The sequence below is a fragment of the Serratia sp. T13T92 genome, assembly GCF_047530105.1.
In the GTDB taxonomy this organism is placed as follows: Bacteria; Pseudomonadota; Gammaproteobacteria; order Enterobacterales; family Enterobacteriaceae; genus Chania; species Chania fonticola.
On sequence record NZ_JBLJAK010000022.1, the window covers coordinates 49426 to 62085 of the forward strand.

12 protein-coding genes are annotated in these 12660 nt (G+C 56.2%); 10 read left to right on the top strand and 2 right to left on the bottom strand.

Annotation, left to right across the window (positions count from 1 at the left end; all coding sequences use genetic code 11):
- Positions 1 to 73: 73 nt before the first annotated feature.
- Positions 74 to 2530 (bottom strand): acyl-CoA dehydrogenase FadE, encoded by a 2457-nt coding sequence (fadE, locus tag ACMV5I_RS19030; RefSeq protein WP_261155888.1) that lies wholly within the window; start codon positions 2528 to 2530, stop codon positions 74 to 76.
- Positions 2531 to 2786: 256 nt separating this feature from the next.
- On the opposite strand from fadE, the gene lpcA reads away from it, so the two are divergent.
- Both lpcA and ACMV5I_RS19040 read left to right on the top strand, forming a co-directional pair.
- On the top strand, positions 2787 to 3368 hold the full coding sequence (gene lpcA / locus ACMV5I_RS19035) for a D-sedoheptulose 7-phosphate isomerase (protein ID WP_024483641.1): 582 nt from the start codon (positions 2787 to 2789) through the stop codon (positions 3366 to 3368).
- A gap of 84 nt (positions 3369 to 3452) precedes the next feature.
- The gene (locus ACMV5I_RS19040) at positions 3453 to 4253 is read left to right on the top strand and encodes a class II glutamine amidotransferase (RefSeq protein WP_414825057.1); all 801 of its coding nucleotides are present in this window, start codon (positions 3453 to 3455) and stop codon (positions 4251 to 4253) included.
- On the opposite strand, the gene dpaA is transcribed toward ACMV5I_RS19040, so the two are convergent.
- Positions 4191 to 4961 carry a peptidoglycan meso-diaminopimelic acid protein amidase gene (gene dpaA, locus ACMV5I_RS19045; RefSeq protein ID WP_414825058.1) on the bottom strand — a complete coding sequence of 257 codons (771 nt, stop codon included), beginning with the start codon at positions 4959 to 4961 and terminating at the stop codon, positions 4191 to 4193. The genes ACMV5I_RS19040 and dpaA overlap by 63 nt on opposite strands.
- 536 nt (positions 4962 to 5497) lie before the next feature.
- On the opposite strand from dpaA, the gene ACMV5I_RS19050 reads away from it, so the two are divergent.
- Genes ACMV5I_RS19050 through nqrM form a run of 8 tightly spaced genes read left to right on the top strand, consistent with a single transcriptional unit; the run spans position 5498 to position 12611 of the window.
- The gene (locus tag ACMV5I_RS19050; protein WP_202810275.1) at positions 5498 to 6847 is read left to right on the top strand and encodes a Na(+)-translocating NADH-quinone reductase subunit A; all 1350 of its coding nucleotides are present in this window, start codon (positions 5498 to 5500) and stop codon (positions 6845 to 6847) included.
- Between the two features lie 3 nt (positions 6848 to 6850).
- Positions 6851 to 8092: an NADH:ubiquinone reductase (Na(+)-transporting) subunit B gene (locus ACMV5I_RS19055; RefSeq protein WP_141131268.1), complete on the top strand. Its 1242-nt coding sequence runs from the start codon at positions 6851 to 6853 to the stop codon at positions 8090 to 8092.
- Positions 8082 to 8876, top strand: coding sequence for a Na(+)-translocating NADH-quinone reductase subunit C (locus tag ACMV5I_RS19060; RefSeq protein ID WP_202810276.1), 795 nt, complete (start codon positions 8082 to 8084; stop codon positions 8874 to 8876). Before ACMV5I_RS19055 ends, ACMV5I_RS19060 begins: the two co-directional genes overlap by 11 nt.
- Positions 8869 to 9498: an NADH:ubiquinone reductase (Na(+)-transporting) subunit D gene (locus ACMV5I_RS19065; RefSeq protein WP_202672791.1), complete on the top strand. Its 630-nt coding sequence runs from the start codon at positions 8869 to 8871 to the stop codon at positions 9496 to 9498. The genes ACMV5I_RS19060 and ACMV5I_RS19065 overlap by 8 nt, the downstream gene beginning before the upstream one ends.
- Before the next feature lie 6 nt (positions 9499 to 9504).
- The gene (nqrE, locus tag ACMV5I_RS19070) at positions 9505 to 10101 is read left to right on the top strand and encodes an NADH:ubiquinone reductase (Na(+)-transporting) subunit E (RefSeq protein WP_414825059.1); all 597 of its coding nucleotides are present in this window, start codon (positions 9505 to 9507) and stop codon (positions 10099 to 10101) included.
- Between the two features lie 15 nt (positions 10102 to 10116).
- Positions 10117 to 11340, top strand: coding sequence for an NADH:ubiquinone reductase (Na(+)-transporting) subunit F (gene nqrF, locus ACMV5I_RS19075; RefSeq protein ID WP_024483648.1), 1224 nt, complete (start codon positions 10117 to 10119; stop codon positions 11338 to 11340).
- Between the two features lie 24 nt (positions 11341 to 11364).
- Entirely contained in the window at positions 11365 to 12378 is a 1014-nt protein-coding gene (locus ACMV5I_RS19080) for an FAD:protein FMN transferase (RefSeq protein WP_237737076.1), read from the top strand.
- 5 nt (positions 12379 to 12383) lie between these two features.
- Positions 12384 to 12611 (top strand): (Na+)-NQR maturation NqrM, encoded by a 228-nt coding sequence (nqrM, locus tag ACMV5I_RS19085; RefSeq protein ID WP_024483649.1) that lies wholly within the window; start codon positions 12384 to 12386, stop codon positions 12609 to 12611.
- Positions 12612 to 12660 lie beyond the last annotated feature (49 nt).

Consider the following 12660-nt stretch of genomic DNA (forward strand, 5'->3'; position numbering starts at 1 on the left):
CAATCTGAATCTGCAATGAAAAAGGGGCGATCCGTTATGGTATCGCCCCTTTGGCATTTATGGCCGGAAACCGTTATGCGGCTTCAGTCTGCTGCTGGCGTTTTTCCAGCTTTACTGGCTTTACCGGCTGCTGCGCCGCCAGCGCGTCTGGTGCAAAGTCATCAACGTTGATTGAACGCAGACGGCTCTCTTCCGCTTTCACCAGGATCTTGGCTTCGTCGGCGCTGATTTTGCCTTCATCCAGTGCACGCTGTGCCAGACGATCAAGACGGGTGAACGGCAGGTTCTTACCGGCTTGCTTGCACAGGCGCTGGTGGATAGGTTCTGCGGCAATCACGTCCAGCAACGCGGCTTCCAGCAGGCCAACCGGGTTGTGCTCGCTTGGCGTCAGGTATTGGCCACGGCCAAGGCGGCTACGGGTGGCTGAAGGTTGTTGGATAATCTTCGCCAACTGATGGTCCAGTTTATCGGAAGGTGCGGTATGCACACGGCCGAATGGGAACACCACCAGGCGCATCACCCCGGCGATAAAGCGGTTCGGGAAGTTGCGCAGCAAGTCGTCCAGCGCTTGCTCCGCCTGGTTCAGGCTGTCTTGCACGCCCCAGTGAACCAATGGCAGATCTTCTTTCTGACGGCCTTCATCTTCAAAGCGTTTTAGCGTGGCCGAGGCCAGGTACATTTGGCTCAGCACGTCACCCAAGCGGGCAGAGATACGCTCGCGGCGCTTCAGGCTGCCGCCCAGCACGCCCATGGAAACGTCAGACAGCAACGCCAGGTTGGCGCTCAGACGGTTGAGCTGCTGATAGTAGCGGCGAGTAGCGTCTTTGGTTGGCGTGCTGCTGGTGCGGCCATTGGTCAGGCCAAGCCACAGGCTGCGCATTTTGCTGCTGCCAACGTGGCCGAGGTGGCCAAACAGCGCCTGGTCGAAGCTGTGCAGATCGTTGCTCTGGGCAGCCGCCATTTCGGTCAGTACATAAGGATGGCAGCGGATCGCCCCCTGGCCGAAGATCATCATGGTACGGGTCAGGATATTGGCACCTTCTACCGTGATGGCGATTGGCGCGCCCTGGTAGGCACGGGCCAGGAAGTTGGCTTCACCCAGCATGATGCCTTTACCGCCGGTGATATCCATCGCATCAATGATGGCCTGCTGGCCACGGTGGGTACAATGGTATTTCACGATGGCAGACAGTACCGCAGGTTTTTCGCCCTGCATCAACGCATAGGTGATCAGCGAGGCGGCGGCATCCATCACATAGGTGTTACCGGCAATACGTGCCAGCGGCTCTTCAATCCCTTCCATCTTACCGATAGAGATTTTGAACTGGCGGCGAATATGGGCGTAAGCGCCGGTCGCCAAAGCCACCGACTTCAGACTGCCAGTGGAGTTGGACGGCAGAGTGATACCACGGCCAACCGACAGGCATTCAACCAGCATCCGCCAACCTTGACCTGCCATTTTTGGCCCGCCAATGATGTAATCGATCGGGACGAACACGTCGTTGCCGCGGGTTGGGCCATTCTGGAACGGCACGTTGAGCGGGAAGTGACGGTTGCCGATCTCTACCCCTGGGGTGTTGGTTGGGATCAACGCACAGGTGATGCCGGGGGATTCGTTATCGCTCAGCAGGCGGCTTGGGTCATGCAGCTTGAAGGCTAGCCCCAGTACGGTGGCAATCGGCGCCAGGGTAATGTAGCGCTTGTTCCAGGTCAGGCGCATACCCAGCACCTGTTTACCTTGCCATTCGCCCATGCACACGGTGCCTACGTCCGGGATGGCCCCGGCGTCGGAACCCGCTTCTGGGCTGGTCAGTGCGAAGCATGGAATTTCATCACCGCGCGCCAGGCCTGGCAGGTAGTGATCTTTCTGTTCTTCAGTGCCGTAATGTTGCAGCAGCTCGCCTGGGCCGAGGGAGTTAGGCACGCCGACGGTGATCGCCAGAATACCTGAGACACCCGCCAGCTTTTGCAGGACGCGGGCCTGAGCATAAGGGGAGAATTCCAGCCCGCCGTACTCTTTCTTGATGATCATCGCAAAGAAGCGGTGTTCTTTCAGATAGGCCCACAGCTCTGGCGGCAGATCGGCCAGTTCGTGGGTGATCTCGAAGTCATTGGCCATGCGGCAGGCTTCTTCCACCGGGCCGTCGATAAAGGCTTGCTCTTCCTCTGTCAGCTTAGGCTGCGGATAGTTGTGCAGCTTGTTCCAATCCGGTTGGCCGCGGAACAGATCGCCTTCCCACCAGGTGGTCCCGGCGTCGATGGCTTCTTTTTCCGTGGTGGACATTGGCGGCATCACTTTGCGGAAGGCGCGCAGTGCAGGGGCAGAAAGCAGCGAGCGGCGCAACGAAACGATGTTCAGCGGCAGCAGCACGATTGCCAGCGGTACCAGCATCCAGTAGGTCCAAAGGCCAATAGCGCCCATGGCCGCCGTAAAGGCCAACAGCAGCAGACTGCTGAGAGCCAGGTTCACTCGGTGATAAAACACCACACCAATAAGTGCGAGTAAAACAACGATACTAAGAACCATCATAAGAAGCTCCGAAGTAGTAAGAGGTCTGACCTGTTGTGTATATCTAATGGTTTTAGTCCATACCCATTTTTTTATCAATGTATTTACACTTTAATTACAACTTAAGTCACAAACTGACAGCATCAATTGTCAAAAAATCGCCGGGTCGCTTCACACTAGCGCTGTTTGCGTCGCAACGCTTCTAGGTTTTTCTGCAATCCGTTACACTGCGAGACGAAAGATTGACGATGCCACCGCACAACAAGAGGCGATCTCCATGTACCACGATTTAATTCGCAGTGAACTGAATGAAGCGGCTGATACTCTGGCTAAATTCCTTAGCGATGACGCCAACATTGACACCATCCAACGCGCGGCAGTACTGCTGGCGGATTCCTTTAAAGCCGGCGGGAAAGTGCTTTCCTGCGGTAACGGTGGTTCGCATTGTGATGCGATGCACTTCGCAGAAGAGCTGACTGGCCGCTACCGTGAGAATCGCCCAGGCTATCCGGCCATCGCGATTTCTGACGTTAGCCACCTGTCTTGCGTCAGCAACGATTTTGGCTATGAATACGTATTTTCCCGCTATGTGGAATCCGTAGGCCGTGAAGGCGACGTGCTGTTGGGGATCTCCACCTCCGGCAACTCTGGCAACATCATCAAAGCGATTGAGGCCGCCCGCGCCAAGGGGATGAAAGTGATCACCCTGACCGGTAAAGACGGTGGCAAAATGGCCGGTAGCGCCGACGTGGAAATCCGTGTGCCGCACTTTGGCTACGCCGACCGTATCCAGGAAATCCATATCAAAGCGATCCACATCTTGATCATGTTGATCGAAAAAGAGATGGTTAAAGCTTAACGGCGAGATCAGCATTCAATATAGGGCGTGGCATCAAGCTGCGCCCTTATACCAATGTCAGTAGTCCTCAAGGGGTGGCAATCGATGTGTGAACTGCTCGGGATGAGCGCCAACGTACCAACCGACATCTGCTTTAGCTTTACCGGGCTGGTACAGCGCGGTGGCCGAACCGGGCCACATAAAGATGGCTGGGGCATTACCTTCTATGAAGGCAACGGTTGTCGCACATTCAAGGATCCCCAACCCAGCTTTAATTCACCTATTGCCCGTCTGGTGCAGGAATACCCGATCAAGTCCTGTGCCGTGGTCTCCCACATCCGCCAGGCTAATCGCGGTGAGGTGGCGCTGGAAAATACCCATCCCTTTACCCGTGAGCTGTGGGGTCGCAACTGGACTTACGCTCACAATGGGCAACTGAAAGGCTATCGCCAACTGGCGACCGGCAATTTCCGCCCGGTAGGGCAGACCGACAGTGAATATGCCTTCTGCTGGCTGTTACACCAGTTGGCGCTGAAATATCCGCGCACTCCCAGCAACTTGCCAGCCGTGTTTCGCTATATCGCGTTATTGGCCGATCGGCTCAGAGAGAAAGGGGTGTTCAACATGCTGTTGTCAGATGGGCGCTTTGTAATGGCCTATTGCTCCACCAACCTTTACTGGATCACTCGGCGAGCACCGTTTGGCAAAGCCACCTTGCTCGATCAGGATGTAGAGATTGATTTTCAGCGGCAGACCACGCCGGATGACGTGGTCACGGTCATTGCGACCCAACCGCTGACGGGCAACGAAACCTGGCACAAGATTGCACCAGGCGAGTTTGCGTTATTTCACTACGGTGAGCGGCTGGCTGCGGGCGAACGGGTTGTTGCTGGTCTCAATCGTTGAGGCGTATTGCGTTGGCTGGCCGCTGCCAATCACCGGCTGTGCCAACACATATTGGCCGTTGGTCACGCTAACCAGCGGTGGCTGACGGTTTTTGACGAAGTAGTCATAACCCGGTTTTAACTGACGCCAAAAGCTGATGTAGGTTGATGAGCGGTGGCGTTGCAGGTTCTGTTCGGTCATGCGGAACGGATAAATGCTGATGTCCACCCGGCTTTGCCCATGGGTAAACGCCGCTTCAACGTAACGATAGATATCGTCCATATAAGCGTTGGTCATCGCGTAGCAACCAATCGATTTGCATTCCCCGTGGATCATCAGATAGGCACCGGAATATCCCTGCGCTTTATCGTAATCATTAGGGAAACCGATATTGATGGCACGATAATATTTGCTGTCTGGCTTCAGATGGCGGGTATCGACGCTATAAAAACCTTCCGGGCTTTTAAAATCCCCTTCACGGCGCTTCGGGCCAAGCCCTCCGGAGAAGTTACAGATAGAGAAGCTATTCACCAGACGGAATTCGTTGCCCATCTTGGCGTACAACTCCAGCTTGCGCTCTTCTTTGAATATCTGGATATAGACCGGTGAACCTAATAACTGCTGTGCAACCAAAGGGGCCTGGGGAGCCGGGGCTGGCTCACTGGCGCTGCACGCCGTGATCAGCGGCGTACAAAATAGCATCGCAAACAACAGCGCGATTTTGCTCATTCTTAATTATTCCTGCTTATTTATTTTTAGAACGCAGCCAGCGTGCCACTGACGGAGTTTGTGTATTTAACCCCGTCAGATTACCAGCGTGTTGTTTTTTAGCAATATGCGAAGTGTATAAAAAAACTACAATCCTCGGTAAAAGTGAAATGAACCCACGTTTTTAACGAGTAGTGTCAAGAGATAACAGGTGTTTAATTGCATTTCCTCGACTCAGGTCACTAGATAGCACGGAAAAATTCTGTCGAAAATGTTAATATCTTGCCCATGCTGCATCGTTATTAATCGGTAATCAGTACAGGGATATTGTGTGAAATAGCAACAATTCCGCCATCGTTGATAGCAATGTTTTAACATTCTGCAGTATTGGTTTAATCATTGGCCTGGGTGTCGGCGGTCAGTGTGAATATTCAAGTTGTGCATGAGGTCATCGTGTTCATCCGGAGGGGGCTAGGGCCACCTCATCATCCTGCATGCTTTGTGCCTACCTCTGGGTTGGTTAGGCGTGTGAAAATTCAAAACATCGTATAAATCCTATGATCAAAATAAAAAAAGGGTTAGATCTGCCAATCGCTGGGGCGCCTTCTCAGGTGATCCAGGATGGCCCAGCGGTCACACAAGTGGCGCTGCTCGGCCAGGAATATGTTGGTATGCGTCCCTCCATGTTGGTACAGGTTGGCGATCGTGTTAAGAAAGGCCAGGCGCTGTTTGAAGATAAGAAGATCCCTGGGGTTTTCTTCACGGCTCCGGCCAGCGGGCAGATCGCCGCTATCAATCGCGGCGAACGCCGCATGCTGCAATCGGTGGTGATTGACATCGAAAACGACGGCGAAGAGCAGGTGGAACTGGCCTATTATCAGCAGGCCGATTTGCCGATGCTGGAGCGCCAACAGGTTGAAAGCGATCTGATCGCCAGCGGCCTGTGGACCGCACTGCGTACTCGCCCATTTAGCAAAACTCCCCTTCCAGGTACCTCACCGCGCGCTATTTTCGTCAGCGCTATCGATACCCAGCCGCTGGCAGCGGATCCGTTGGTGATTATCAACGAGCAATTGGCGGCATTTAATGCCGGGCTGACGGTATTGGCACGCCTGACAGACGGCAAAGTACACGTCTGCCATGCAGCGGGTACGCGGTTGGATACGGCTGCTGGGGCGCAGATTGATTACAGCGAGTTTGCTGGCCCGCACCCTGCGGGGCTGGTGGGCACGCATATTCACTTCCTGGAGCCGGTCAGCCTGAAGAAAACCGTTTGGCATATCGGTTATCAGGATGTGATCGCCATCGGCACCCTGTTTACCACTGGCAAGCTGGATACCCAACGCGTGGTCGCCCTGGCGGGGCCACAGGTGGAACAGCCTGTGCTGCTGCGCACTCGTTTGGGGGCCAGCCTGGATCAACTGACTGCGGGCCGTCTGAAGGCCGGTGAAAACCGGGTGATTTCCGGCTCGGTGCTGAGTGGCTTCCATGCCAGCGGCCCGAGTGCCTGGCTTGGCCGTTTCCACAACCAGGTTTCGGTGTTGCTGGAAGGCCGGGAGAAAGAGCTGTTCGGCTGGATTGCTCCGGCATCGGACAAGTTCTCCATCACCCGCACCACGCTGGGCCATTTCCTCAAGCACAAGCTGTTCGCTTTCTCCACCACCACCAACGGCGGTGAGCGTTCGATGGTGCCGATCGGCAATTACGAGCGGGTGATGCCGCTGGATATTCTGCCGACCCATCTGCTGCGCGATCTGCTGGCGGGCGATACGGACAGTGCCCAGGCGCTGGGCTGTCTGGAGCTGGATGAAGAAGATCTGGCGTTGTGTACCTTCGTTTGCCCCGGCAAGTATGAATATGGCCCGGTGCTGCGCGAAGTGCTGACCAAGATTGAGCAGGAAGGATAACCGATGGGCCTGAAGAATTTTTTTGACAAGATTGAGCATCACTTCACGCCGGGCGGCAAGCTGGAAAAGTGGTACCCGCTGTTTGAAGCGACGGCGACGGTGTTCTACACCCCCGGCACGGTAACGCGCGGGGCTTCGCACGTACGTGATGCCATCGATCTGAAGCGCATGATGATCCTGGTGTGGCTGGCAGTATTCCCGGCCATGTTCTGGGGCATGTATAACGTGGGCCAGCAGACCATTCCTGCACTGCACCATCTGTACAGCGGCGAGCAGCTGCAACAGGTGCTGGCGGGGGACTGGCATTACTGGCTGGCACAAATGCTGGGGGCAACGCTCGGCGCCGATGCTGGCTGGATCAGCAAGATGGTGCTCGGTGCGACCTACTTCGTGCCGATATACGCCGTGGTATTCCTGGTGGGGGGCTTCTGGGAAGTGGTGTTTGCGATGGTACGCAAACATGAGATCAATGAAGGTTTCTTCGTCACCTCCATTCTGTTCGCCCTGATTGTGCCGCCGACCCTGCCGTTATGGCAGGCCGCGCTGGGCATCAGCTTTGGTGTGGTGGTCGCCAAGGAGATCTTCGGCGGTACTGGGCGTAACTTCCTCAACCCGGCGTTGGCGGGGCGTGCCTTCCTGTTCTTTGCCTATCCGGCGCAGATTTCTGGCGATCTGGTGTGGACCGCGGCAGACGGCTTCTCCGGTGCGACACCGTTGGCGCAATGGAGCGTCGGCGGAGTTCACAGCCTGACCAACGTCACCACCGGCCAGTCCATCAGTTGGATGGACGCGTTTATCGGTAACATCCCAGGTTCGATCGGGGAAGTCTCAACCCTGATGATCCTGCTGGGCGGGGCGATTATCCTGTTTGGCCGCGTCGCTTCCTGGCGCATCGTGGCTGGCGTGATGCTCGGCATGATCGCCACGGCGTATCTGTTCAATGCCATCGGCTCTACCACCAACCCGATGTTCGCCATGCCTTGGTACTGGCATCTGGTGTTGGGCGGCTTTGCCTTCGGTATGGTGTTTATGGCTACCGACCCGGTTTCCGCCTCGTTTACCAACAAAGGGAAGTGGTGGTACGGCATCCTGATCGGCGTGATGTGCGTGCTGATCCGGGTGGTCAACCCGGCCTATCCGGAAGGCATGATGCTGGCGATCCTGTTCGCCAACCTGTTCGCACCGCTGTTCGATTACCTGGTGGTGCAGGCTAACATCAAGCGGAGAAAAGCACGTGGCGAATGAATCTAAAAATGACAGCATTGGCAAAACGCTGCTGGTAGTGCTGCTGCTGTGTCTGGTGTGTTCTGTGGTGGTCGCGGGTTCTGCCGTTGGGTTGCAATCCAAACAGCAGGAACAGCGGTTGCTGGATAAGCAGCGCAACATCCTGGACGTAGCCGGTTTACTGCAACCGGGGATGACTGGCGAACAGGTGAAAGCCACCTTTAGCAAGCGCATCGAACCGCGTTTGCTGGATCTGGACAGCGGCGAGTTTGTGCCTGGCGATGCGGCCGCCTTCGATCTGGCCGCTGCACTACGCAGCGATGCCAAGAGCCGGGCGTTGACCGCCGAGGAAGATCTGGCCGGTATCCGCCGCCGCAGCAATCAGGCTGAAATCTACCTGGTGCGCGATGAAAGCGGCGCGGTGGACAAGATTGTGCTGCCGGTCTACGGCACGGGTCTATGGTCGATGATGTACGCTTTTGTCGCGTTGGATGCCGACGGCAATACGGTGCGCGGGCTGAGTTTCTATCAGCACGGCGAAACTCCGGGCTTGGGCGGCGAGATCCAGAACGCCAGCTGGCGCGCGCAGTGGATCGGCAAGCAGCTGTTTGATGACAACGGCAACCCGGCTATCCGCATTGTGAAGGGCGGAGCGCGGCAAGGGGATATCCACGGTGTGGATGGCCTGTCCGGCGCAACGCTGACCGCTAACGGCGTACAGCATACGTTTAATTTCTGGTTGGGCGAGTACGGCTTTGGCCCATTCCTGCAGAAAGTCCGTGAAGGAGCGCTGAAAAATGGCTGATTCCAAAGAGGTTAAACGGGTCCTGTTGGGGCCGCTGTTTGACAATAACCCGATCGCGCTGCAGGTGCTTGGCGTCTGTTCGGCGCTGGCGGTGACCACCAAGCTGGAAACGGCGGTGGTGATGACGATTGCGGTCACCCTGGTCACCGCATTTTCCAGCTTCTTTATTTCGCTGATCCGCCACCATATCCCCAACAGCGTGCGCATCATCGTGCAGATGACGATCATCGCTTCGCTGGTGATCGTGGTCGATCAGTTGCTGCGAGCCTATGCGTTTGAAATCTCTAAACAGCTTTCGGTGTTCGTCGGGCTGATCATCACTAACTGTATCGTGATGGGCCGCGCCGAGGCGTACGCCATGAAATCGCCGCCGATTGAGAGCTTTATGGACGGTATCGGCAACGGCCTGGGCTACGGCGTGATCCTGATCCTGGTGGGCTTCCTGCGCGAGCTGGTCGGCTCGGGTAAGCTGTTTGGCATGACGGTGCTGGAAACGGTGCAGAACGGTGGCTGGTATCAGCCTAACGGCCTGTTCCTGCTGGCGCCGAGTGCGTTCTTTATCATCGGCCTGCTGATTTGGGGGCTACGTGCTCTCAAGCCAGCGCAGATAGAAAAGGAGTAACCGCCGATGGCTCACTATATCAGCCTGTTTGTGCGTGCGGTGTTCGTTGAGAACATGGCGCTGGCGTTCTTCCTGGGGATGTGTACCTTCCTGGCGGTGTCGAAGAAGGTCTCGACCTCGTTTGGCTTGGGGATTGCCGTGACGCTGGTGCTGGGTATCTCGGTACCGGTCAACAACCTGGTCTATAACCTGATCCTGCGTGACGGGGCGCTGGTGGAAGGCGTCGATCTGAGCTTCCTCAACTTCATCACCTTTATCGGCGTGATTGCGGCGCTGGTGCAGATCCTGGAGATGATCCTCGATCGCTTCTTCCCGGCGCTTTACAACGCCCTTGGGATCTTCCTGCCGTTGATCACGGTGAACTGTGCCATCTTCGGCGGCGTGTCGTTCATGGTGCAGCGTGATTACAACTTTGTGGAATCCGTGGTGTATGGCTTCGGCTCCGGCACCGGCTGGATGTTGGCGATTGTTGCCATGGCGGGGATCCGTGAAAAACTGAAGTATGCCGATGTGCCAGCCGGGTTGCGTGGCCTGGGCATTACCTTTATTACCACCGGATTGATGGCATTGGGCTTTATGTCGTTCTCCGGCGTCCAGTTGTAAAGGCAGGAAGCATTTATGGAAATTATTTTAGGCGTGGTGATGTTTACCTGCATCGTGATGGTGCTGGCGTTACTGATCCTGTTTGCCAAATCCAAGTTGGTGAACACCGGTGACATCGCCGTTGAGGTTAACGGCGATCAAGACAAAAGTTTTACCGCCCCCGCGGGGGACAAGCTGCTGAATATGCTGTCCAGCCAGGGGATCTTTGTCTCCTCGGCCTGTGGCGGCGGCGGCTCCTGCGGGCAGTGCCGGGTGGTGATCAAAGAGGGCGGCGGCGATATTCTGCCAACCGAGCTTTCCCATATCAGCAAGCGTGAAGCCAAAGAGGGCTGCCGCCTGGCGTGCCAGGTGAACGTGAAGCAGAACCTGAAAATCGAGCTGCCGGAAGAGATCTTCGGCGTGAAGAAATGGGACTGCGAGGTGATCTCCAACGATAATAAAGCCACCTTTATCAAAGAGCTGAAGCTACGCATTCCGGACGGGGAAGATGTGCCTTTCCGCGCCGGGGGCTTTATCCAGATCGAGGCGCCCGAGCATGAAGTCAGCTATGCCGATTTCGACGTGCCGCAGGAATACCGTGGCGACTGGGATAAATTCAACCTGTTCCGCTACCGTTCGGTAGTCAAAGAGCCGACGGTGCGCGCCTATTCGATGGCCAACTATCCCGATGAGAAAGGCATCATCATGCTCAACGTGCGTATCGCTACGCCACCGCCGAGCAACCCGGACGTGCCGCCGGGCATTATGTCTTCCTATATCTGGTCGCTGAAGGCGGGGGATAAGGTGACCATCTCCGGGCCGTTTGGCGAGTTCTTTGCCAAAGACACCGACGCTGAGATGATCTTTATCGGCGGCGGGGCCGGGATGGCGCCGATGCGTTCACACATCTTCGATCAGTTGAAGCGCCTGAAGTCGAAGCGCAAAATCACTTTCTGGTACGGTGCGCGTTCCTTGCGTGAGATGTTCTACGAGGACGACTTCAACCACCTGCAGGAAGAGAATGAAAACTTCACCTGGCATGTGGCGCTCTCCGATCCGCAGCCAGAAGATAACTGGACGGGCTACACCGGCTTTATTCATAATGTCCTGCTGGAAAATTATCTGCGTAACCATCCAGCGCCGGAAGATTGTGAGTTCTATATGTGTGGGCCGCCGATGATGAACGCGGCGGTGATCAAGATGCTGAAAGATTTGGGCGTGGAAGATGAAAACATCATGCTCGATGACTTTGGCGGTTAAATGCGAGCAGCAGGCGGCGAAGGAATGAAGGCTTGGATGATGGTGGTGGCGCTGGCCACCGCAGTGTTACTGACCGGTTGTGAGCCGAAACAGGAAAACCTCAAGGGTAAAACCATGGGGACGTCGTACTCGATCAGCTATCTCCCTGGGGACGGAACACCTTCGCTGGCAACGCTGCAAGCGGAGATCGACAAACGGCTGGTGCAGGTCAACGATCAGATGTCGACCTATCAACCTGATTCTGAGCTGAGCCGCTTTAACGCCAGCCGGGAAGTGGACAAACCTTTCCCGGTTTCTGCTGCCACTACGGAAGTGGTGCTGGAAGCGCTGCGTATTAACCGTGTGACCGACGGCGCGCTGGACGTGACTGTCGGGCCGCTGGTGAACCTGTGGGGTTTTGGCCCGGAAGGGCGGCCGGATAAAGTGCCGAGCGCCACCGAGCTGGAACAGCGCCGTAACTGGACGGGGATCGACAAGCTGGCGGTAGAAGGCAATGCGCTGGTGAAGCGCATTCCTGAACTGTATGTCGACCTCTCTTCCATTGCCAAGGGCTACGGTGTTGATGAGATTGCCCATTACCTGCAATCGCAGCAGGTTAAAAACTACATGGTCGATATCGGTGGGGAAGTCCGCACCCGTGGCCATAATGGCGAGAAGAAGCCTTGGCGCATTGCCATCGAACGGCCAACCGCCGGGGGGGAGCAGCAGGCGCTATTGGTGATCGAGCCGGGTGAGATGGCGATGGCCACCTCCGGGGATTACCGAAACTACTTCGAGCAGGACGGAGTGCGCTATTCTCATACTATCGACCCGCTCACCGGTAAACCGATCCACCACAATTTAGTGTCGATCACGGTGATCAGCCCGCTGTGTATGACGGCGGACGGGCTTTCTACCGGGTTAAACGTGATGGGGCCGGAGCGGGGTATGGCGCTGGCCAACCTGCTGGGGATCCCGGTGTTTATGATCGTGAAAACCGCCAAGGGGTTTGAGGAGCGCTATTCCGACGCGTTCAAACCCTATCTGAAGAAAGGGTAGACGTTATGTTGACGATGTTCGCTGCATCCTTTGTGCTGTTTCTGCTGGTGGTTGGTGGGATGTCGCTGGGCTATGTGTTCAAGCGCAAAACCTTGCAGGGCAGCTGTGGTGGCATTACCGCGCTGGGGATGGAGAAAGTCTGCGACTGCCCGGAGCCTTGCGATGCGCGCAAAAAGCGCATGGCCAAGGAAGCGCTGCGCCGCGAGATGTTGGAAAAACACCGAATCCTCTAGCCGCTCGGGATTTCCTACACAGGGGCGCTGTTAGTCTACACTCTCCATA